We start from the raw sequence: 23,001 nt of genomic DNA, 5'->3' as shown, positions 1-23,001 counted from the left end.
ATTGAAGTTATTTATCCATTAATGATGTAACTCCTCTTCATCATCTTGCATTGGCGTAATCTGCGATACCCAATCTTGTCCTGGTATTACATACTCTCCATCTTCTCTAGTCTTACTATAATCATAAGGCCATCTATAAACGTGAGGAATCGCTCCAGGCCAGTTACCATGTATGTGCTCTACTGGCGTAGTCCATTCCATCGTATTTGATTTCCATGGATTCTGAGTTGCTTTCTTTCCATAGAAAATAGAATGTATAAAATTATATAAGAATACTAACTGCGCTGCTGCTGTAATTAAAGCAAAAACAGTAATCAGTACATTTGTATCTGCTAAATCATCAAAATATGGGAATGCACTATTTGTATAATAACGACGTGGTAAACCTGCCATTCCAATAAAGTGCATTGGGAAGAATACTCCATATGCTCCAATTGCTGTTACCCAGAAATGTACATATCCAAGATTCTTATTCATCATTTTACCATACATCTTAGGGAACCAATGATATACTCCAGCAAATAAACCATACAATGCAGAAATACCCATTACTAAGTGGAAGTGTGCCACTACGAAATATGTATCATGTACATTGATATCTAAAGTACTATCCCCTAAAATAATTCCAGTAAGACCTCCAGTAATAAATGTAGATACCAACCCTATCGAGAACAACATAGCCGGATTAAACTGCAAATTACCTTTCCACAACGTGGTAATATAGTTAAAAGCTTTTACCGCAGATGGAATTGCAATTAATAAGGTTGTAAATGTAAATACCGATCCCAAGAATGGATTCATCCCTGAAATAAACATATGGTGCCCCCAAACAATTGTTGATAAAAATGCAATTGCCAATATAGAAGCAACCATCGCTCTGTAACCAAATATAGGTTTACGAGCATTAGTTGCGATAATCTCGGAAGTAATACCTAAAGCAGGTAATAATACGATATATACTTCAGGATGCCCTAAGAACCAAAATAAATGTTCGAAAAGAACTGGAGAACCTCCTTGATTGTGTAATACCTCTCCCGCTATATAAATATCACTTAAATAGAATGAAGTTCCAAAACCTCTATCCATTATAAGTAATAATGCAGCTGATAATAATACTGGGAATGATACAATACCAATGATCGCCGTTACGAAGAATGCCCAAATAGTTAATGGCATGCGTGTCATAGACATCCCCTTAGTACGTAAGTTGATAACTGTTACTACGTAATTCAAAGATCCTAACAATGAAGAAGCAATGAATATAGCCATCGATACTAGCCATAACGTCATACCAGTACCAGAACCACCAATTGCCTGTGGAAGTGCACTTAAAGGCGGATAGATCGTCCAACCTGCAGAAGCAGGACCTGCCTCAGCAAAAAGAGACAATACCATAATAACACTACTAAGGAAGAATAACCAATAAGACACCATATTTAAGAATCCCGATGCCATATCTCTCGCACCTATCTGCAATGGAATTAAAAGGTTACTAAACGTACCACTTAAACCCGCAGTAAGTACAAAGAATACCATGATCGTACCGTGGATTGTTACCAAAGCTAAATACATACTTGGATCCATTTGCCCACCTTCTCCAAACTTACCTAGTAATACTTCAAAAATCGTAAACTTGTGATCAGGCCACGCCAATTGCATTCTAAACAATAAAGACATTGCGATCCCAATGATCCCCATTATCAACCCAGTAATCAAATACTGTTTTGAGATCATCTTGTGATCTTGACTAAAAATATATTTAGTTATAAAGGTCTCTTTATGGTGATGTCCGTGATCGTGATCTTCTGCATGACCATCTACGTGTGCTATTGCTGACATACGATTATACTTTTAATAAAAATTTATAATTTCTCTTTTTCTTTCTTCTTAATTACTTGCCTGAGCGGATATCTGTTCTTTAAACGTCTTCTGCTCTTTTAGCCAAGTATTGTAATCCTCTTCGGATTCAACTACAATTTTCATTTGCATGTTGTAATGAGAAGCTCCACAGATCTTATTACATAACAAGTAATAATCAAACTCATAATTCTCCAAAGCCTCATCACCTGCCGCAACTAATTTCTTGCTCTTCTCTCTTCTAATTTTGTTTATAGTTGCTACTTTTTCAACCATAAACTCACTATTACGCATCTCTTCTGACGTCATTATGGGAGTATACGAAAACTCAGTTATCATTCCTGGAACCACATTCATCTGAGCTCTAAAGAAAGGCATATAAGCAGAATGTAAAACATCCTGAGAACGCATTTTAAATATTACCTTTCTATTCACCGGAAGGTGTAACTCGTTTACAATTTTATCATCCATTCCGTAAGAATCCGAAGCATCTAACCCTAACGTATTTACTCCTTCGATAAAACGAACATTAGCCTTACCAAGCACATTATCTTCACCTGAATATCTTGCTCTCCAATCAAACTGGTAAGCATATAACTCAATAATTAATGGATCACCTTCTTCTTCATCAATATTCATGATATCAGTCCAAGTAAACAATCCGTATATAATTAAACCTGCTAATACAATTACTGGAATAATTGTCCAGATAAACTCTAATTTATCATTGTCTGCAAAAAATAATGCTTTGTTATTTTTGTTTCCTCTATACTTGTATGAGAAAAAATGTAAAAGTCCTTGTGTGATAATCTGAACAAACATTATCAACACCATTGAAATCAACATCAATCTATCATACTCTATACCGTGCTCTGATGCAGACTCTGGCAAGAAAAAACTGTTATATTGTACAAAACAAAAGATTGTTAGGATGTATATAAATATAACAAAAGCAAGCATTAATTTACCCTGAAGGTTATTATCCTTATCATTTGCTACTTGAGAATTATCAGCACCTTTTACTTGCGATAACTTTAATATTTTAGACATCTGCCATAAGGAGATTCCAATTAGTGCTATAACTACTATGGTTAAGAATACAGTCATTTTTATCTATCTTCTTTTTTACAATCTAATTTTTAATAATGAAAGTGTTTACTTTCTTCAATATAAGGGTTACCCTTAGCTAATAATGGTGCTTTAGTAAGTGCTTTAAATACTACGAATAGGAACAAACCTAAAAACAATAACACAGCACTGATCTCTGAGATTCCAATAAACCAAGACTCTCCTACTGATGCTGGCATCACCATATTAAATACGTCTATATAATGCCCACATAAAATTATAATTCCAGCCATAACTACAAACCAATTAATACGTTTGTAATCACTATTCATTAAGACTAATAATGGGAATATAAAATTCATTACCAACATACCAAAGAAAGGTAATTTATAATCCTCTATACGTGTAATGAAATAAGTAACCTCTTCTGGAATATTTGAATACCATATTAACATGAACTGAGAGAACCATAGGTAAGTCCAAAATATACTAACTCCAAACATGAACTTAGCCAAATCATGAATATGACTATTATTTACAAACTCTAAATAACCTTTTGATTTCAAATAAATAGTGATCAAAGCGATTGTAGTAATTCCTGAAACGAATAGTCCAGCAAAAACATACCATCCAAATAATGTACTAAACCAGTGTGGATCAAAACTCATTATCCAATCCCATGAAGCCATTGATTCTGTATAAATAAAGAACACAAGGAAACCTGCAGATATTTTAAAACTTTTCTTGTACCATTTGTTACCAGTACTATCTTCGTCTTGCTTTCTGGAATACTTCACAGCAAAATGGCGATATAAAAACCATCCTCCTAAGAAAATTGCTGCTCTAATTAAGAAGAAAGGAACATTCAACCATCCTTTTTTACCGTCAATTAAAGCGTCATACTTTTCATTTGAAGGATCTAATAAATCAGCATCCATCCAGTGGAAAATATGATTCATATGGAATCCTGATAATGCCAAGATCACAAATAATATAATACCACCTGGAACAAGATAGGCGGTAATAGCTTCCATCACTCTAAATAGAACTGGTGACCATCCCGCTTGCGCTGCAAACTGAATAGCGTAAAAAGCTAAAACACCTAAAGCTATCATGAAAAAGAAGAACGCCGCCACATACAATGCTGCCCATGGTTTATTTTGTAATTGATGTAATGTATGCTCATAGTGATCATCTCCACCATGTGCATCTTCATTTCCATGCCCATTAGAAGAGTGAGCATCAGCTGTTGCGTGCGTATCACCATGACCACCACCGTGTGCATCGTGTCCTGCCATCATTTCTTTAACGTCTTCGATAGTTTTTGGTGTGCTTAAAAACCCAGTTGTTAATCCCACTAATCCAACAACCATCAAAATGATAGAAAATAATCTTAATTTACTTGATAGCGTATACATATTTATATAATATCGTTATTCTTAACTTTTAAAAATTGCACTTAATTAATGTGCGTTATCTTGATGTTCTTCTGTTGTCTGTCCTGCAGTTTCTACAATCTTTGGAGCTACCACATCAGTATCTATGCGAACTGGTTTACCTTCTAAATCTGCTTTTAACTTCTGTACGTACTGAACAATTTGCCAACGCTCGTGCTCACTTGTTTGAGAAGCATACGAACCCATAGAATTAATACCATAATACATTACATGATAAATACTTCCTTCGGTAATTGCTCTTCCCGCATCATCATAACTAGGCACACCTAAAATCTTTTCTCTTTTTACCAAAGTTCCTTTTCCATCACCTTTAGCTCCATGACATATTGCACAATAAATATCATACAACGCCTTTCCTTCCTCTTCATTCTCTTTAGTGTATCGTATAGGATTCTTTAATGAATCTTTAGCCATCTGATAACCTTCCGGAGCATTTTTAAAATCATAAGGCATCCAACCTCTAGGAATAGATCCTTCTACTGGTAACATAGCCTCTTGACCTCCTGGAAAAACCTCATACTGACCATAGGTTTCATAACCTATAGGAGCATACATATTAGGCATATACTGATAATTAGGTTTTGAATCTTTTTTACAAGAAACAATACTAATCATCATTATTGCGACTACTATTATATTTAAACTATTCTTCATTATAACTAATGGTTATCTTCTTGCTTATCTATTACTTTAATTTCTACAGCACCTGTGTTGCTTAAAAAGTTAGTCATCTTATCTACATCGTGATGACTAGCATCTATTTCCATTAAGAAATGATCGTCTGTAGTTCTTACATCAGGATTTTCAGCTTCCTTAAAAGGCCACAATTTACTTCTCATATAAAAAGTAATTACCATTAAGTGTGCCGCAAAAAACACAGTAAGCTCAAACATAATTGGAACGAAAGCTGGCATGTTTTCGATATAACTAAAACTTGGTTTCCCACCAATGTTTTGAGGCCAATCTTCGATCATGATATAGTTCATCATTGTGATTGCAACTGTAAGACCAACACATCCATACATAAACGATGTAATTGCTAATCTTGTCGGAGCTAATCCCATAGCTTTATCTAAGCCGTGAACTGGAAAAGGAGTATAAACCTCTTCTATATGATAATGCTCGGAACGAACCTGCTTTACAGCGTCCATTAGGACATCATCATCTGTATATAATGCATGTATAACTTTAGATGCCATACTTCTAATTGTTTTTTAATTTTTCAGCTTGTCCAGCCCAATCATCGCGTTGCGCTCTTCCTGGGAAAGAACCTGTAATACTATCTAATAAATTGTATTCTTTTTCGGTCATTTTACTTACCTGATCAAAAGTAAATATCCCTATTTCATTCAGTTTCTTTTCCATTACTGGACCGATACCATTCACCTTCTTTAGGTCATCAGCAGTTTGAGTACTAGCGTCAAAAGTTCCCAGATTACCAAGCAAACTATCTATATCTTCCTGACTAGCTTCTTTTACTTCCTCTACTTTCTCTTCAACTTCTTCCGAAGTAACTTTAGCTTCTACCTTAGGAAGTTCATCTCTATGATCAATCCCAGCCTCTCTAAGTTTTTTGTACTTCTCTCCAGAAGATTTTAATATTGTTTTCACCTCTGCTTGCGCAATTACAGGGAATGTACGAGCATACAACAAGAACAACACAAAGAAGAATCCAATCGTACCGATAAATATTCCTATATCTACAAATGTAGGAGAGAACATTGTCCAAGATGATGGTAAGTAGTCCCTATGAAGAGAAGTAACAATAATTACGAAACGCTCAAACCACATTCCTATATTTACCACTATAGAAATTATGAAAGAGAACATAATACTTCTTCTTAGTTTAGGGAACCACATAAACTGTGGTGAGAACACGTTACATGTCATCATCGCCCAATATGCCCACCAGTAAGGTCCTGTTGCTCTGTTTAAGAATGCATATTGTTCATACTCAACTCCAGAATACCATGCAACAAATAACTCTGTTATATAGGCCACCCCAACTATAGAACCAGTAATCATAATTACGATGTTCATTAATTCTATATGTTGAATGGTGATATAGTTTTCTAGATTAGACACTTTTCTCATAATGATCAAAAGTGTATTTACCATTGCAAATCCTGAGAATATAGCTCCCGCAACGAAATAAGGAGGGAAGATTGTAGTATGCCATCCAGGTATTACTGATGTTGCAAAGTCAAAAGATACAATTGTATGTACAGAAAGTACTAACGGTGTTGCTAGACCTGCAAGTACCAAAGACACTTCCTCAAAACGTTGCCAATCCTTTGCTCTACCACTCCATCCGAAAGATAGGATACCGTATATTTTCTTGTTAAAAGGAGTAATCGCTCTATCTCGGATCATCGCAAAATCAGGTAATAATCCAGTCCACCAGAAAACTAATGAAACCGAAAGATATGTTGATATCGCAAATACATCCCAAAGTAGTGGCGAGTTAAAGTTTACCCATAAGGATCCAAACTGATTTGGAATCGGCAATACCCAATATGCTAACCATGGACGTCCCATGTGAATAATTGGGAATAACCCTGCCTGAATAACCGAGAAAATAGTCATCGCCTCAGCAGATCGGTTAATCGCCATTCTCCATTTCTGACGGAATAATAATAGTACAGCTGAAATCAGTGTTCCTGCGTGACCGATACCTACCCACCAAACAAAGTTAGTGATATCCCAGGCCCATCCAACTGTTTTATTTAATCCCCAGGTTCCGATACCTGTGGAAATTGTATAAATTATACAACCTATTCCCCAAAGGAAAGCAACAAGGGCAATTGAAAACACAATCCACCAAGATTTGTTTGCTTTACCTTCAACTGGCGCAGCAACATCCACTGTTACATCGTGGTAGGTTTTATCACCAGTTACTAAAGGTTTTCTTATAGGTGCTTCGTAATGAGACATAATCCTTTATAATTGAATTGATTCTTTATTTAGTTAATTAGGCTTCTGTTGTATTTCTTACTTTCGTCTGATACATCACGTTTGGTTTTGTACCTACATGCTCAAGTAAGTGATACATTCTATTATCCTCTTTTAATTTGGCTACTTTACTATCCTTATCGTTGATATCACCAAAAGTCATTGCTCCCGAAGAACAAGCAGCCGAACAAGCCGTCTGGAATTCTCCATCTTTAATAACTCTACCATCTCTCTTTGCATCTAGAATAGTTTTTTGTGTCATTTGGATACACATAGAACATTTTTCCATAACACCTCTTGATCGAACAGTAACGTCTGGATTTATGACCATACGTCCCAGATCATTGTTCATATGATAATCAAACTCATCGTTTTCATTATATAAGAACCAGTTAAATCTTCTTACCTTGTAAGGACAGTTGTTTGCACAATATCTGGTACCTACACAACGGTTATAAGCCATATGGTTTTGTCCTTGTCTACCATGAGAAGTCGCCGCAACTGGACAAACTGTCTCACAAGGAGCATGATTACAATGCTGACACATTACTGGTTGGAATGCTACTTCAGGATTATCAGAAGGAACTTCCATTTCACCAAATTCTGATAACGAACTTCCTAATCCAGAGATTGCATCTTTTTTAGCATTATCACCTTCAAAACTTTCTTGTGAAGAATAATAACGATCTATGCGTAACCAGTGCATATCACGTGATCTACGCATTTCTGATTTTCCAACAACAGGAACATTGTTTTCTGCATGACAAGCAATCACACAAGCACCACATCCTGTACAAGCATTTAAATCTATAGAAAGATTAAAATGATGTCCTACAGAACGATCAAATTCATCCCAAAGATCTACTTCTGGAGAAGTAACCTCGTATTCGATATGATTTTTACTTACTTCAGGAACAGCATTCCAAACATGCTTATCTTTCGTATTAAAGATCTCTAAAGTAGTTTCTTTAATAATATCGCCACGTCCCATTAGCGTGTTGTGTAACTGCACACAAGCAAACTCATGAGTACCCTCAGCTTTCGCCAAAGTCACTGGCTGTACCGCATTCTGATTCTGATACAAAGCAAAAGCATTAACTCCTACTTGCATTTCTTCTTTAAGCCCAGCAGTCTTTCCATATCCTAATGCCAAACCTACAGAACCTTTGGCTTGACCTGGTTGGATTATTACTGGTGCAGTAACATTAACACCGTTAACTGTTACTGTTGCATAACTACCATTTAACGCACCGTTGGCAACATTTTCATTGATAAGCCCTAAAGACTCCGCATCTGCTCTCGATATCGTTAGGTAGTTATCCCAAGAAGCTCTGGTAATTGGATCAGGCATTTCTTGTAACCAAGGGTTATTCGCCTGCTGACCATCACCTAAAGCTGTTTTTGTATATAAAGTAAGCTCTAACCCATTAGCCTTAGCTGTTGCTAATCTTCTGGCTGCAGCTCCTACATTAGGACCTGCTGGAGTTTCTTCTACAACCTCTCCTTCTGGAGTATTTATTGCCTCTTCTAAAGATTCTTTTGGTAATATTGGTTTCACCAACACTCCATCATGCAATGCTTGACTCCATGAAGTTCCACCTAGAACTCCAGTCCATGCATCTTTAATATAATCATTATAAGATGCAGAATTTCCAGTCCACTTTAATAAAGTTTCCTGAAATTGTCTTGTATCAAACAAAGGACGAATAGTTGGCTGCATCAAACTATAACTTCCTTTCTTTAACTCCACATCACCCCAAGACTCTAAATAATGAGGCGTCGTAGCTATATAATTACACACTGAAGCAGTTTCATCATTATGCATACTGAAAGCTACAGAAAGATCTACTTTTTCAAGACCATCTTTAAATTCCTGAGCATTCGGCAATGAATATACCGGATTAACTCCTGCGATTAGTAACGCTCCTACACGTCCTGCATTCATATCTTTTACCAACTGCGCTACTGCTTTCGAATTACCTTGACGGATTTTTCGAGGTGTATTTTCATTAAACGCTTTACTATTAATATGCTTATTTATCGCTAATACTAATAATTGAGCATCCACATCTTGAATTCCAGAAACAACAACAGCATTACTACCAGCTTTCTGAATATGCTTAGCGGCTTTCACTACTTCCGCATCCAATGTAGCATCCAACGCTCCTTTAGAACCAGCTCCCGTTACATATTTATATAATGCTGCCAGAACCTGTTTTTGCTGAGTAGGCGTTGCTTGTATTCTATTATCAGCATTTGCTCCAGAAAGAGACATATTTGCCTCAAACTGAATATGCTTTGACATCTTACCATTTTTAGGAACACGTCCTTGCGCATACCCTCCATCATATCCACCACCTTGCCAATCTCCAAGAAAATCAGCAGCAATACTAACTACAGTATTCACCTTAGAGAAATCATAATCTGCAAGTGCTCTTTCTCCATACATCATTTCATAAGCATCCAATGCTTCGCTGTAAGAAACCGAATCATAAACTACCTGAGAAACATTAGCATATTTCGCTTTAAATTCTGCAATTAGTTTTGAAGTAGAAGGACTTGCAAAAGTTTGCGTTAACAAAACAATCTTCTTACCTCCAAGACCATTTAATTTAGCACCAACTTCTTTATCAAGTTCACTCCAGCTAATATCCTCTGCACCTTTCTTAGGACCTTTCAATCTAGAGCTATCATATAATGACAATACCGAAGCATGCACTCTAGCGTTTGCTTCTCCATTAGAAGTAGCCAGATTATTATTTTCAACTTTAATTGGACGACCTTCTCTAGTCTTAATCAAAACACTAGCGAAATCAAAACCATCAGCAATAGTAGTTGCATAGTAGTTGGCAACACCAGGAACAATTCTATCTGGTTGCACTACATATGGTATTGACTTAATCACTGGGCCTTCACACGCTGCTAATGATGCAGCTGCTGTACTAAAACCTACATATTTAAGAAAATCACGACGTGTAGTCGAAGAATTCTCCAGAGATGATTTATCTCCTAAAAACTCATCCGTAGGAATTTCCTGAACGAATTCATTTTGTTGTAGCGTCTCAACAATAGAGCTATTTTCATTTAGCTCTTCAACACTTTTCCAGTATTTCTTGTTTGATGACATATAATTGATATTAGCTTCTTACTTATTTTTTCGTTTAAACGAATAAATCATTTATTAATAGTGGCACTTTCCACATTCCAAACCACCCATCTGAGCAGCAGTTAATTTATCCACTCCGTACTTCTTAGACAACTCTGCATGTATCTTCTCATAGTACTCATTTCCTTCCACCTTCACATTGGTCTCTCTATGACAGTTGATACACCATCCCATTGTTAGCGGAGCATGCTGATACATAATTTCCATTTCTTCTACAGGACCATGACATGTCTGACATTCAACACCTGCCACACTTACGTGCTGAGAATGATTAAAGTATGCAAAATCAGGTAGATTATGAATACGAACCCATTTCACTGGCTCAGTCTTTCCTGTATACGCTTGTTCAGCTTCATCCCAACCAACAGCTTTATAAAGCTTTTTAATCTCACCGTCATAAAACTCTTTAGAATATTCATCGGTAGCAGTGCTTTCTGCAACTTCAGCTATAGATTTATGGCAGTTCATACAAACATTCAGAGAAGGAATTCCCGAATGTTTAGAAACTCTAGCAGAAGAGTGACAGTACTTACACTCAATCTTGTTGTCACCAGCATGAATCTTATGAGAATAGTGTATTGGCTGAATTGGCATATATCCTTGATCAACACCTACCTGCATTAGATAACCATATACAAAGTAACCACTTGCCAGCAACACAAATATCGCTGACACTAATACTAAGAATTGATTCTGCACAAAAGCTTTCCAAATTGGAGTTCTTACTTCTTCTTCAGCAAACTCAACACCATTAGCTTCTGCGAAACTTCTTAATGTTTTATTCACTAAGAACAGTACAACCACCAACATTAAGAACACTAATACCAACGCTCCTAAAATAAGAGTAGTAGAAGCTCCTGAGTTATCAACAACCGTCGGCGTAGTACCAGTTACACCTGTAGGACCTGAAGGGCCTTTAGGAACCATTACATAAGCCAAGATATTATCTATATCGGTATTGGTCAATTGTGGAAATGCATTCATCGGAGTTCTTTTGTACTCCTCATAAATAGCAACCGCTCTTGCATCTCCAGATGCGATCATCGCTGCACTATTTTTTACCCAAGAATAAATCCATTCTCTCTCATACTTATCAGCAACTCCAAAAAGTGCTGGACCTGTCATCTTCTTATATCTTTTGTGACAAGCAGCACAAAGCGATTTAAACAACGCTTCTCCTTTTGCTACATCTCCACCAGTGGCAGATTCAGCAGTAGCCGCTTCAGTTGTTGCTGCTTCTTCCTGAGCAAAAACTGGATTCATTAAAGAGAATAAAAAAACAGTTCCTAGAAGTAGGAGTTTTGAGGCTGAATTTCGGTATTTCACCTGTTTCATATTATAAAGTAGAATTATCGTCTAAATTTTGGTATGGTTTTTTCATTATTCTTAAAAAAACGATGCAAAAACCACGTCCATTTAATTCGACAGCAAAAGTACTACAATAAGTCGATTTTAGAAATGTTAGCGAACTGTTAAGTGCTAATTTATAATAATTCTAAATAATATTTTTAAAGGATTTTGAGTTATTAAACTTTACCTTTGTGTCAAATCTATTTGTAATGAGAATTTTAAACAAAAAAAACAGCATTTTCGTATTAGGATTTTGTTTTGTTGGGATGAACTTTTTGAATGCGCAGGATTCTACAAATTCTGACAATCCTACTGTTTTTACCACAGTAGAAATAGCTCCTCCTGCAGAACCTACTGTAACCATAAATCAAGACCCAAGAATACAACAACTTCTGAACATCAAAACAAAAATGGACAAAGAAGGTGTTTTAAGCGAAAATTACCGAGTGCAATTATTCACAGGCGATCTCAATGAAGCAAATGAGGTTCAAAATAAAGCAGAAACTGCTTTTCCTCAATGGAGTTCAGAGATAGTTTACGAAACCCCTAACCACAAAGTATGGATAGGTAATTACAGAAGTAAATTAGAAATGGATAGAGCCCTAAAAGAAATTAAAAAAGAATTTCCAACAGCTTTCCCTTTCAAATTAGGAAGAGATTAATCACAATAAGGATTTAACAAATAAGAAGCCCGATCATTTTGATCGGGCTTCTTACTTTTATAATTATTACGTTCTATAACTTTTTCTTTACTGCAACTTCTTGGAATGATTCTATGATATCTCCAATTTTAATATCGTTATAATTCTTGATTTGTAATCCACAATCATAACCTTTAGAAACCTCTTTAACATCATCTTTAAATCGTTTCAATGAAGCTAATTCACCAGTATACACAACAACACCTTCACGTATTAATCGTATTCCTGCATTTCGAATAATCTTTCCAGTCTGCACCATACAACCTGCAATAGTACCAACTTTAGAAATCTTAAATGTTTCTCTTATTTCTGCAGTACCTGTAATCTCTTCCTTCATTACTGGAGAAAGCATTCCCTCCATCGCATCCTTAAGATCATTGATAGCATCATAAATAATAGAATATGTTCTGATATCAATTTCTTCCTTATCTGCAACCTGACGAGCATTTCCTGCTGGTCGCACATTAAATCCAATAATAATCGCATCAGAAGCAGAAGCTAACAATACATCACTTTCCGTAATTGCACCAACCGCTTTATGAATAATATTTACATGAATTTCTTCAGTAGACAATTTCTGGAAAGAGTCTGTCAGTGCTTCTACAGAACCATCCACATCTCCTTTAAGGATAATATTCAATTCTTTGAAATCACCTAAAGCAATACGACGTCCAATCTCATCTAATGTAATATGTCGTTGTGTACGAACAGACTGCTCTCTGTGCAACTGTGCTCTTTTAGCTGCAATATCCTTAGCCTCTCTTTCATCTTCAAGAACACTAAATTTATCACCCGCCTGAGGTGCACCATCTAATCCTAATATAGAAACAGGTGTAGAAGGTCCAGCTTCTTTCACATTCTTACCTCGTTCATCCTGCATCGCTTTTACCTTACCACTATTCTTTCCTGCTAACACATAATCTCCCACACGTAGTGTTCCAGTTTGAACAAGAATTGTAGAAACATATCCTCTACCTTTATCCAAGAATGCTTCAACAACGGTTCCTGACGCCAATCTATCTGGATTAGCCTTCAGTTCTAATATTTCTGCTTCTAATAAAACTTTCTCTAGAAGCTCCTTAACTCCTTGACCAGTTTTAGCAGAAATATCATGAGACTGTATTTTTCCTCCCCAATCTTCTACTAATAAATTCATGGAAGCTAATCGCTCTTTAATCTTATCAGGATTCGCTTCTGGTCTATCCACTTTATTGATAGCAAATACAATTGGCACACCAGCAGCCTGAGCATGACTGATCGCCTCTTTTGTTTGTGGCATCACATCATCATCAGCAGCAATTACTATAATTGCCAAATCCGTAACCTGAGCACCACGAGCACGCATCGCTGTAAAGGCTTCGTGACCAGGAGTATCTAAGAAAGCAATTTTCTGCCCATTTTCTAACTGAACTCCATAAGCACCAATGTGCTGTGTAATCCCTCCACTTTCACCTGCGATTACATTTTCTTCACGGATATAATCCAGTAATGATGTTTTACCATGATCTACATGCCCCATTACTGTTACTATAGGAGCTCTTAAAACAAGATCTTCTGGAGCGTCTATGATTTCTTCGATTGCATCTTCTACATCAGAAGTAACAAAATCTACCTCATATCCAAATTCATCTGCTACTATAGAAAGGGTCTCCGCATCCAGACGCTGATTCATAGTTACCATAATACCCAGCGACATACATGCAGATATTACTTGCGTCGTAGGAACATCCATCATTGTAGCAACCTCAGAAACCGTTACAAATTCAGTAACTTTAAGAACTTTACTTTCCTGTTCTTGTTGCGCCACATCATCCTCCGCTTTCTGACGGTGTTGATCTCTCTTATCTCTACGATATTTTGCCGCTTTAGATTTTTTAGATTTCCCTTGAAGTTTTTCAAGAGTCTCTCTTACCTGCTTTTGTACTTCTTCTTCGCTTGGCTCTTCTTTTACTATAGCAGGACGCTTTCCTTTATTATTTCTATTACCTGGACCGCGATTACCTTGTCTATTACCGGGACCTCGGTTTCCTCCTTGTCTATTTCCAGGACCTCCCGATTTTGCACCACCATCTTTACTAATTCTTCTACGGCGCTTTTTCGCATCTCCGTCTGAAGATTTATCAGATTTATCTTCTTTCTTTTTTGCTGGTTTTTGAAACTTGGTTAAATCAATTTTCTGCCCTGTAAAATTAGGACCATCTAATTTTTTATACTGTGTTTCTACCTTAACTGGTTCTACTGGAACTTCAGCATCCTTTGCTGCAGGTGTCTCTTTCTTCTGATTTTGTTGCTTTACAGGTTTAGATGCTTTCTTTTGCTCTAAATCTATTGAAGCTACCTTGGCAATCTTTATACCTTTTTTCTCAGGTCGATTTGACACAACCTCAGGCTGTTTAGGTTTTTCTACTACCTTCTCTTCTTTTGGAGGCTCAACTACTGCTTTTTCTTCGGGCTGTTCAGCAGTTTTCTCCTTCTTATCCAATTCAATCTTACCTACTTGCTTAGGTCCACTTAATTGGGCTTTAGCTTTCACAACTTCGCGAGCCTCAGCACGCTTACGTCGCTCTTCTTGCTCTGTTTCGATCTGTACTCGAAGTGCCTCCTTCTCTTTCCTTTTTTCCTCACCAACCTCTTTTGAAGCTACCTTTTTACTTTTGTCTGTTTGAAACTCATCAAACAAAAGCTGATAGATCTCCGAAGAAATCTTAGTGGTAGGACGCGAGTCTATCTCATGACCTTTTGAACTCAAAAAGTCAACAGCCCGATCAAGCGAGATATTGAATTCGCGTAATACCTTATTTAATCTCATTGTTTTTGCTTCAGCCATAAATGCCCTTTATTTTATGCTCAAATATAAATTAATTGAAGTTATTAATCTTCAAATTCTGATTTTAATATTCTAATAACTTCACCAACAGTCTCTTCTTCGAGGTCTGTTCGCTTTACTAAATCTTTAATATCTTGTTCTAAAATACTCTTAGCTGTATCTAATCCTATTTTAGCAAACTCTTCTATAATCCAAGAATCAATTTCATCCGAGAATTCAGACAACTCTACATCTTCTTCCACACCTTCCCTAAACACATCTATCTCAAAACCAGTTAATTGACCAGCAAGCCTAATATTATGACCACCACGTCCAATTGCTTTAGAAACCTCTTCTGGCTTTAACATAACCTCAGCTCTAGAACCTTCTTCATCCAATTTAATGGAAGTTACTCTTGCTGGACTTAATGCTCTTGTAATAAAGAGCTGTAAATTATTTGTGTAGTTTATTACATCAATGTTTTCATTACCCAATTCCCTAACAATTCCATGGATACGAGAACCTTTCATACCTACACAAGCTCCAACCGGATCAATTCTATCATCATAAGAATCCACAGCCACTTTTGCTTTTTCACCAGGAATCCTAACAACTTTCTTCACCGTTATAAGACCATCAAACACCTCTGGTATTTCTGACTCAAACAACTTCTCAAGGAATAAAGGAGAAGTTCTAGACATTATAATTGCAGGTTTGTTACCTTTTAATTCTACAGATTCAATTACTCCTCTTACATTCTCTCCTTTTCTAAAAAAGTCAGAAGGTATTTGTCTGTCTTTAGGTAAAATTATTTCATTTCCTTCATCATCTAACAAAATAATAGCTCTGTGTCGGATATGATGAACTTCTGCTGTATATATCTCTCCTTCTAATTCTTTAAACTGCTTGTAGATATTAGTATTATCGTGTTCATGAATCTTCGAAATCAGATTTTGACGTAATGCCAAAATAGACCTTCTTCCTAAGTCAATTAACTTAACTTCCTGAGATACATCTTCACCGATTTCAAAATCTGGCTCAATCTTTTGTGCTTCCGAAAGTGAAATCTCCTGGTTTCCATCTTCTACCTCTCCATCTGCAACTACCACACGATTTCTCCAAATCTCTAAATCCCCTTTATCGGGATTTATAATGATATCGAAATTATCATCACTACCAAATTTCTTTTTTAGTGCATTTCTAAACACATCTTCCAAGATCGCCATTAGCGTAACACGATCGATTAACTTATCATCCTTAAATTCTGAAAATGATTCTATTAATGCGATATTTTCCATATCAATTTATAATTAAAATGTTATCATAACTTTAGCTTCCTTTATCTCTGAATACGCAAAAGAAACTTCTTTGGTTACCGTTATTTTTCCTTTTCCTACTGGTTTTGGCTCTCTAGTTTTCCAAACCAATGTTATATGATCTTCTGTTACCGAGGTTAACTCTCCTTCTACAGTATTATCTTCCGTTTTTACTTTCAGTTTTCTTCCAATATTCTTTTTGTATTGGCGTTGATTTACCAAACCTTCAGAAACTCCAGCAGACATTACTTGCAATGAAAAGTCCTCTTCTTCTCTATCCAAATTATGTTCTATAGCTCTGCTTATTGCGATACAATCTTCCACCTTCACTCCATCATCACCATCTATAATAATTTCGATACTATTATCTGGATGTATTTTTTGATTTATTAAAAAAAGAGAAGGTCTTTCACTAAGCGCTTCTTCTAATAAGTTTTGAACTTTATCTTTTAATGACATAAGTAGATAAAAAGAGGGGACTTTTCGTCCCCTCATCCTGGTTTTTTAATTTCAACGGTGCAAAGATAATAATAATATCTTAGATTCAAAACCCACACAACAATGAATTTATTCGTAAATTTAATTGACTGTTAAGCTTTTACCGAAATCGTTATCCAAATGATATAATTACAAAAGCATAAACCACAGTTAAATGTTTTCATTACGGAAAGAGCTAAAACATAACACATTTAACAATATCTACTTACATTAACACCTAACTAACAATGATAAAAAACATTCTCGTACCCACTGATTTTTCTTCACAAGCAGAAAGTGCACTGAAGGTAGCAGCGCAATTAGCAAAAAAAAAACAATGCAAAAATATACCTATTACATATTCTCGAAATGCCAGTACATCTTGTAGACCTAATGTCTTCTGGAAGCTCAGCTCCTGCACCAGAAGCTGTCTTTTTCATGAAGCAAACTCATAAAAAATTCGAAGAAGTCCTGGAAAGCAGTTATTTAGAAGGCTTAGATGTTATTGAAACCGTAAGCTTCGAAGATGTATTAAACGGCATCATGGATTCTTGCAACAAGAATGATGTTGACATGATCGTAATGGGGTCTCACGGCTCTTCAGGCTTCGAAGAGTTATTCATTGGATCCAATGCTGAAAAAGTAGTTAGAACATCTGAAAAACCTGTGTTAGTTATCAAAGAAGACTGTAACATTTTTGAAGTTAAAGACTTTGTATACGCTACAAATTTTGACGATGAAGACAAACCTTCTTTGGTTGCTGCGGATCAATTTGCTAAACAATTAGAAGCTAAACTTCATTTAGTTTGGATTAATACCGCAAACAGTTTTAAAACCACTAGTGAAACGGAAGAAAAAATGAACCTGATGATCTCTGATCTTCCTATAGACAACTACAGTCTAAATATTTATAACGATATCAACGTGGAAAAAGGAATCTTAAATTTTGCAAAATCAGTTAATGCCGGATTAATTGGAATTAGCACCCATGGAAGAAAAGGACTATCTCATTTTATCAATGGAAGTCTCGGAGAAGATGTTGTGAATCATGCCAAAAGACCTGTATTAACTTTTAAAATTTGAAATTCACATAAATTTAACGCTCTCACCCCTGAAAACCGTGAAATAAAACCTTCCTTAAAATAATAGTTTTGGATCTAACAAAAACAATATTTATTATGCAAAATTCAATTTTATCAATCGAAGGTGTACAAGTTCTTTCTAAGAAAGGACAAAAAGCGATTAAAGGAGCCGCTTCAGAAGATCCATCTCTTTGCGGATGTTCTTGTAGCGGATCTGTAACAGGTCCTGCATACTGCAGAAAATATGTTTATTGCCCTCAGATATACACTTGCGAAGAAACTTTTTAAATCTTCATTTATCTGAGTTCTAAATCTGAAAAAAATCCGAATTCTGAAGAATACCTGTCAGAATTCGGATTTTACTATTCTATAAGTTCTCTTTATCTTCTTATCATTAGATCTTAAAACAAAATATTCACCAAACTACATTTATTATTTCCTATAAAACAAAAAAGGAACTGATAAAAATCAATTCCTTTTTAAGTTGGTCTACTAGGGCTCGAACCTAGACTCTTCTGGACCAAAACCAGACGTGTTGCCAGTTACACCATAGACCAATGCGTCATTGCGGGTGCAAATTTAAAACATTCTTTCGGCTCTACAAACATTTTTTTAAAAAAATTGCACTTACCACAATTTTTAACGGAAAATAAATTGAATTTACCTTGAGTATCATCAAAATATAAACTTCTGTTAAGCGTTTGCTAAAAAAACTAATAGAGAAGTATTTTTATTACTAAATTCGCCACACGTTATATAACAGTTATCTTATGAATGCATTCAACTTTCAAAAGTGGAATAAAATTTTAGGATGGGTAGTTTTTGCCATATCCCTACTTGTTTATTATTTAACCGTAGAACCAACAGCTAGTTTTTGGGATGCAGGTGAATATATTGCCACTTCATCTAAATTACAAGTTGGACACCCACCAGGAGCTCCTTTATTTCAGATGATTGGCGCTTTTGCTTCTATATTCGCATCAGACCCTACACAAATAGCATTTGTAGTAAATATGACTTCTGCATTTGCAAGTGCATTTGCGATTCTATTTATGTTTTGGTCCATAACTATTTTAGTAAAAAAACTAATTATTACCGATGAGAATTTCACTGATGCAAAAGCATTTGCTACATTAGGAAGTGGACTAGTTGGATCTTTAGCATTTACCTTTACCGATAGCTTTTGGTTTAATGCAGTGGAAGCAGAAGTTTATGCTATGGCCACATGCATCTTATCCGTTATGTTTTATCTAGGATTACTATGGGAAAGAGACATGCACAAACCTAGAGGAAACCGATGGTTAATTCTCATTGCATTTATCACTGGATTATCATTCGGTGTGCACTTTATGGGATTACTTTCCATACCGGCGATTGGATTGCTTTATTATTTCAAAAACTACAAGGTTACCATAAAGAACTTTGTGATTGCAAATGTTTTTGTTGTAGCCATATTACTTTTCATTTTTAAACTACTTCTACCATCAACGTTAAAATTATTTGGATGGTTCGAGGTAACTTTTGTGAACAGTTTTGGAATGCCTTTCAATTCGGGAACTATATTTTTAGGTCTCATTATTACTACTGCATTTTACTTTATCCTAAAATATACAAACAAAAAGAAATTCCCTTTGGTGAACACATCTGTTCTATGTGTTTTGTTCATTTTCATAGGTTTCTCTTGTTGGATTATGTTACCTATTAGAGCAAATGCAGGAACTGTTATCAACGAAAACAACCCAAATAATGCGAGAGAGTTATTAGCGTATTATAATCTTGAACAATATCCAGAAACTCATTTATTCTATGGACCTCAGTTTACAGAGATCTATGCTGGACTAGACGAGGATAACCCTTACGAGGATGATAAACCTAAATATGAAAAGAATTTAAAAACGGGTAAATATGACATTGTTAATGACTGGAAGAATGCCAGACAAAATATTGATGATGATCATAAGGCGTTTTTACCTAGAATGTGGAGTACGGAACACATAGCAAACTACATGGATTTTACAGGTCCAATTAGTTTTACTATAAAACCTGAGTACCAGGATGAATCAGAATTACTCGAAGCCGTTACTCAATTCAGAAGAGAATATGCAGTAGGTAAACTTGATAATGATGATTACAACAAATTTTTACGTTCTTTTGGAGACTATCTAAATGTCGAAAAACCTTCTTTTGCTTCTAACATTATGTATATGCTAGAATACCAGGTTGGATATATGTATTGGAGATATTTTATGTGGAATTTTGTTGGAAGACAAGATGATAATCAAGGTAAATATGGTAATCTTGAAGGTAATTGGTTAAGTGGTATCAATTTTATTGACGAATTACATTTAGGTTCACAAGACAATTTACCGACCGATGCCCTTAAAAACAAAGCCAGAAACACCTACTACTTCTTACCATTATTGTTAGGATTAATTGGCTTTATCTTCCAAGCGCAAAAGGACAAGAAAAATTTCTGGATCTTACTTGTATTTTTCCTTTTTACTGGTTTAGCACTAAAGGTATATCTTAACGAAAGACCTTTTGAGCCAAGAGAACGAGACTATGCCTTAGTAGGTTCTTTTTATGTCTTTGCCATTTGGATAGGTTTTGGAGTTTACGCTTTGTTCGATATTCTGAAAAATGCGCTAAAACCAAAATTACTAGCTCCAATTGTAACAACTGTATGTTTACTAGCCGTACCTGTATTACTTGCTGCGCAGAATTGGGATGACCATGATCGATCTAATAGATATACTGCTCAAGCAATGGCCAAAATGTACTTACAATCTTGCCAAAAAGATGCCATTCTATTTACTATCGGTGATAACGATACTTTTGCGCTATGGTATGCACAAGACATAGAAGAATATCGAACAGATGTAAGAACTGTAAACACAAGTTTATTTGCTACAGATTGGTACATAGATCAGATGAAAAGAGCTGCCTATGATGGCAAACCAATTCCTTCACAGTTGACTCACGATTTTTATCGTTTCGGCAATAATGATGCTATTTATTACAAACCAGTTACGAATGACACCATGCTTATTAAAAACTGGATGCGCTGGATAGAAACCGACGACCCAAGAACCAAAGGAGATTTGCAAAATGGAAAACAAGTAAACACCTTCCCTACAAAGCACATTAGAATACCAGTGGATAAAGAAGCCGTTCTTAGAAACGGAATTGTATCACAAAAGGATGCTGATTTGATAGTTCCTTATATAGACATTCATCTTAAAGGAGATTTATTATTTAAGAATCGCCTATTGATGCTAGATATTATCGCCAATAACAATTGGGAAAGACCTATTTATTTTACTGGTGGTAGTTTTGGAGATGATGATTATTTATGGATGAAAGATTACTTACAATTAGATGGTGTAACCTATAAATTAGTTCCTATCAGAACTCCTGTAGATAAGAGAAATCCTTACGATTTAGGCAGAATAGATACCGATGTTATGTATAAAAACGTAACCAGTTGGGATTGGGGTAACAGTGAGAATCCAGATATTTATCATGATCCTGAAACCAGAAAGAATGCAATTACCTATAGAAGTAACTTAGCTCGTTTGGTTGAAGCTTTAATTAACGAAGGAAAAAATGATAAGGCAAAAGAAATTCTTGATTTAGGAATGGAAAAAATGCCTATTGAGTTTTACGAGTACTATACATTATTAGAGCCGTATGTAAGTGGCTATTATGAAGTAGGAGAAAAAGAAAAAGCACGTGAACTATGGAACAAAATTGCCAAAAAATACCAAGAGCAACTAACTTATTTTGGAAGTCTTACCTTAGAAAACCAATACCAATATGCAAGCGAAATCGTAAGTAATGTAGAACGATATCGTAGTGTGGTTGATCTTTTACTGATTAATCAGGATAGAGAAATGATTGAAGAAAAAGCTGAGGAATTCAACAGATATTTACGCCTATTTACTAAACTGTATTCAGAAGATGAGGAATATGACAATCAAGATCTGTTAGAAACGGAAGAAAGAGAAATGCAGAAGGAACTTCAGGATAGTCAAAAAGTATTAGATACTCTAGAGGAAACACCTAATTCATAACAATATAGAGCCTTTTAAAAAAGGCTCTTTTTTTTAGACAAATTTTGGATATTATACCTAGCAAAACACCTAATAGTATCAAACTACTATTTCCTAATTACGTTTGGGATTTTTATGCCAAAAATGAAAAAAAAATATACCTTACTTTTGACGACGGTCCTATTCCTGAAATAACGGAATTTGTGCTAGAGCAATTAAAGTTATTTAAAGCAAAAGCTACATTTTTTTGCATTGGTGATAATATCAGAAAACATCCTGAAATCTTTAACAAAATAATTCAGGATGATCACAGCATTGGAAATCATACTATGCATCATGTAAAAGCAAGAAAAACCAGTTTCTCTGATTATATTGATGACACATTATGTTGCGAGAGTGAGATTTCTAAACACATCTCCCTAAAAAATAAGTTATTTAGACCACCCTACGGACAATTAAATAAGTCAAAACTATCAGAATTAAAAAGATTGGGTTATGAAATTATATTATGGGATGTTTTAGCAAAAGACTGGATGCATAGCATAACTCCTGAAGAATGTACAAAAACCGTAATTAAAAACACTAGAAATGGAAGCATTATAATTTTTCACGACAGTGTAAAAGCTTCGAAAAACCTTATTGCAACTTTACCAAAAATATTGCAATATTTTACCGAACAAGGATTTGTATTTGATAAAATATAAAAAGAGAGAAAGA

Annotated in this window: 17 protein-coding genes and 1 tRNA gene; 6 read left to right on the top strand and 12 right to left on the bottom strand. The window is 35.5% G+C overall.

The genetic code is table 11. From position 1 onward, the window contains the following. Positions 1–18: 18 nt before the first annotated feature. From Q1B37_RS02275 to Q1B37_RS02240, 8 genes are read right to left on the bottom strand one after another with little or no spacing between them, the layout of a single operon-like run. Positions 19–1,839: a cbb3-type cytochrome c oxidase subunit I gene (locus Q1B37_RS02275; RefSeq protein WP_299894965.1), complete on the bottom strand. Its 1,821-nt coding sequence runs from the start codon at positions 1,837–1,839 to the stop codon at positions 19–21. A gap of 48 nt (positions 1,840–1,887) precedes the next feature. Further along, positions 1,888–2,964, bottom strand: coding sequence for a cytochrome c oxidase subunit II (locus Q1B37_RS02270; RefSeq protein WP_299894964.1), 1,077 nt, complete (start codon positions 2,962–2,964; stop codon positions 1,888–1,890). 32 nt (positions 2,965–2,996) lie between these two features. Further along, on the bottom strand, positions 2,997–4,343 hold the full coding sequence (locus tag Q1B37_RS02265; protein WP_299894962.1) for a quinol:cytochrome C oxidoreductase: 1,347 nt from the start codon (positions 4,341–4,343) through the stop codon (positions 2,997–2,999). A 45-nt stretch (positions 4,344–4,388) separates the two neighbouring features. Beyond that, entirely contained in the window at positions 4,389–5,036 is a 648-nt protein-coding gene (locus Q1B37_RS02260; RefSeq protein ID WP_299894959.1) for a cytochrome c, read from the bottom strand. A gap of 5 nt (positions 5,037–5,041) precedes the next feature. After that, the gene (locus Q1B37_RS02255; RefSeq protein ID WP_299603561.1) at positions 5,042–5,581 is read right to left on the bottom strand and encodes a DUF3341 domain-containing protein; all 540 of its coding nucleotides are present in this window, start codon (positions 5,579–5,581) and stop codon (positions 5,042–5,044) included. Between the two features lie 4 nt (positions 5,582–5,585). Next, complete coding sequence (gene nrfD, locus Q1B37_RS02250; RefSeq protein WP_299895832.1) at positions 5,586–7,319, bottom strand: NrfD/PsrC family molybdoenzyme membrane anchor subunit; 1,734 nt, start codon at positions 7,317–7,319, stop codon at positions 5,586–5,588. A 34-nt stretch (positions 7,320–7,353) separates the two neighbouring features. After that, positions 7,354–10,461 carry a TAT-variant-translocated molybdopterin oxidoreductase gene (locus Q1B37_RS02245; protein WP_299894958.1) on the bottom strand — a complete coding sequence of 1,036 codons (3,108 nt, stop codon included), beginning with the start codon at positions 10,459–10,461 and terminating at the stop codon, positions 7,354–7,356. A 54-nt stretch (positions 10,462–10,515) separates the two neighbouring features. After that, positions 10,516–11,835 carry a c-type cytochrome gene (locus Q1B37_RS02240; protein ID WP_299894955.1) on the bottom strand — a complete coding sequence of 440 codons (1,320 nt, stop codon included), beginning with the start codon at positions 11,833–11,835 and terminating at the stop codon, positions 10,516–10,518. 224 nt (positions 11,836–12,059) lie between these two features. Between Q1B37_RS02240 and Q1B37_RS02235 the strand changes: the two genes are divergently transcribed. Further along, positions 12,060–12,512 (top strand): SPOR domain-containing protein, encoded by a 453-nt coding sequence (locus tag Q1B37_RS02235; RefSeq protein WP_299894953.1) that lies wholly within the window; start codon positions 12,060–12,062, stop codon positions 12,510–12,512. Positions 12,513–12,585: 73 nt separating this feature from the next. On the opposite strand, the gene infB is transcribed toward Q1B37_RS02235, so the two are convergent. The 3 genes from infB to rimP are packed head-to-tail and all read right to left on the bottom strand — an operon-like array spanning position 12,586 to position 17,168. Beyond that, entirely contained in the window at positions 12,586–15,378 is a 2,793-nt protein-coding gene (gene infB, locus Q1B37_RS02230) for a translation initiation factor IF-2 (protein WP_299894951.1), read from the bottom strand. Between the two features lie 44 nt (positions 15,379–15,422). Continuing rightward, the gene (nusA, locus tag Q1B37_RS02225) at positions 15,423–16,655 is read right to left on the bottom strand and encodes a transcription termination factor NusA (RefSeq protein ID WP_219007061.1); all 1,233 of its coding nucleotides are present in this window, start codon (positions 16,653–16,655) and stop codon (positions 15,423–15,425) included. A gap of 12 nt (positions 16,656–16,667) precedes the next feature. Next, entirely contained in the window at positions 16,668–17,168 is a 501-nt protein-coding gene (gene rimP / locus Q1B37_RS02220) for a ribosome assembly cofactor RimP (protein WP_299603575.1), read from the bottom strand. Positions 17,169–17,398: 230 nt separating this feature from the next. Between rimP and Q1B37_RS24220 the strand changes: the two genes are divergently transcribed. From Q1B37_RS24220 to Q1B37_RS02210, 3 genes are all read left to right on the top strand, one after another. Continuing rightward, positions 17,399–17,605 carry a universal stress protein gene (locus Q1B37_RS24220; RefSeq protein WP_366944278.1) on the top strand — a complete coding sequence of 69 codons (207 nt, stop codon included), beginning with the start codon at positions 17,399–17,401 and terminating at the stop codon, positions 17,603–17,605. Next, positions 17,520–18,233: a universal stress protein gene (locus Q1B37_RS02215; RefSeq protein ID WP_366944277.1), complete on the top strand. Its 714-nt coding sequence runs from the start codon at positions 17,520–17,522 to the stop codon at positions 18,231–18,233. The genes Q1B37_RS24220 and Q1B37_RS02215 overlap by 86 nt, the downstream gene beginning before the upstream one ends. A 95-nt stretch (positions 18,234–18,328) precedes the next feature. After that, a complete protein-coding gene (locus Q1B37_RS02210) occupies positions 18,329–18,520 on the top strand; it encodes a hypothetical protein (protein WP_299603578.1) in 192 nt (63 codons plus the stop codon). Positions 18,521–18,716: 196 nt separating this feature from the next. Here the strand turns inward: Q1B37_RS02210 and Q1B37_RS02205 are convergent. Then, a tRNA-Gln gene (locus Q1B37_RS02205) sits at positions 18,717–18,789 on the bottom strand. Positions 18,790–19,002: 213 nt separating this feature from the next. Here Q1B37_RS02205 and Q1B37_RS02200 point away from each other — a divergent pair. Continuing rightward, the gene (locus Q1B37_RS02200) at positions 19,003–22,305 is read left to right on the top strand and encodes a DUF2723 domain-containing protein (protein ID WP_299894948.1); all 3,303 of its coding nucleotides are present in this window, start codon (positions 19,003–19,005) and stop codon (positions 22,303–22,305) included. 44 nt (positions 22,306–22,349) lie between these two features. Then, the gene (locus tag Q1B37_RS02195; protein WP_299894945.1) at positions 22,350–22,988 is read left to right on the top strand and encodes a polysaccharide deacetylase family protein; all 639 of its coding nucleotides are present in this window, start codon (positions 22,350–22,352) and stop codon (positions 22,986–22,988) included. The last annotated feature ends 13 nt before the right edge of the window (positions 22,989–23,001 follow it).

Source organism: uncultured Aquimarina sp. (genome assembly GCF_947492965.1).
Classification (GTDB): Bacteria; Bacteroidota; Bacteroidia; order Flavobacteriales; family Flavobacteriaceae; genus Aquimarina.
The sequence above is the reverse complement of the archived record's forward strand: the minus strand, read 5'-3'. Positions and strand labels throughout refer to the sequence as shown.

What these genes read in the sequence shown, in the direction of transcription:
- Q1B37_RS02260 (WP_299894959.1), bottom strand. Translation starts at nt 5,036, where the DNA reads ATGAAGAATAGTTTAAATATAATAGTAGTCGCAATAATGATGATTAGT.
- Q1B37_RS02270 (WP_299894964.1), bottom strand. Translation starts at nt 2,964, where the DNA reads ATGACTGTATTCTTAACCATAGTAGTTATAGCACTAATTGGAATCTCC.
- Q1B37_RS02215 (WP_366944277.1), top strand. Translation starts at nt 17,520, where the DNA reads ATGCCAGTACATCTTGTAGACCTAATGTCTTCTGGAAGCTCAGCTCCT.
- Q1B37_RS02235 (WP_299894953.1), top strand. Translation starts at nt 12,060, where the DNA reads ATGAGAATTTTAAACAAAAAAAACAGCATTTTCGTATTAGGATTTTGT.
- nusA (WP_219007061.1), bottom strand. Translation starts at nt 16,655, where the DNA reads ATGGAAAATATCGCATTAATAGAATCATTTTCAGAATTTAAGGATGAT.
- Q1B37_RS02245 (WP_299894958.1), bottom strand. Translation starts at nt 10,461, where the DNA reads ATGTCATCAAACAAGAAATACTGGAAAAGTGTTGAAGAGCTAAATGAA.
- Q1B37_RS02275 (WP_299894965.1), bottom strand. Translation starts at nt 1,839, where the DNA reads ATGTCAGCAATAGCACACGTAGATGGTCATGCAGAAGATCACGATCAC.
- Q1B37_RS02240 (WP_299894955.1), bottom strand. Translation starts at nt 11,835, where the DNA reads ATGAAACAGGTGAAATACCGAAATTCAGCCTCAAAACTCCTACTTCTA.
- Q1B37_RS02210 (WP_299603578.1), top strand. Translation starts at nt 18,329, where the DNA reads ATGCAAAATTCAATTTTATCAATCGAAGGTGTACAAGTTCTTTCTAAG.
- infB (WP_299894951.1), bottom strand. Translation starts at nt 15,378, where the DNA reads ATGGCTGAAGCAAAAACAATGAGATTAAATAAGGTATTACGCGAATTC.
- rimP (WP_299603575.1), bottom strand. Translation starts at nt 17,168, where the DNA reads ATGAGGGGACGAAAAGTCCCCTCTTTTTATCTACTTATGTCATTAAAA.
- Q1B37_RS02200 (WP_299894948.1), top strand. Translation starts at nt 19,003, where the DNA reads ATGAATGCATTCAACTTTCAAAAGTGGAATAAAATTTTAGGATGGGTA.
- Q1B37_RS02255 (WP_299603561.1), bottom strand. Translation starts at nt 5,581, where the DNA reads ATGGCATCTAAAGTTATACATGCATTATATACAGATGATGATGTCCTA.
- Q1B37_RS24220 (WP_366944278.1), top strand. Translation starts at nt 17,399, where the DNA reads ATGATAAAAAACATTCTCGTACCCACTGATTTTTCTTCACAAGCAGAA.
- Q1B37_RS02265 (WP_299894962.1), bottom strand. Translation starts at nt 4,343, where the DNA reads ATGTATACGCTATCAAGTAAATTAAGATTATTTTCTATCATTTTGATG.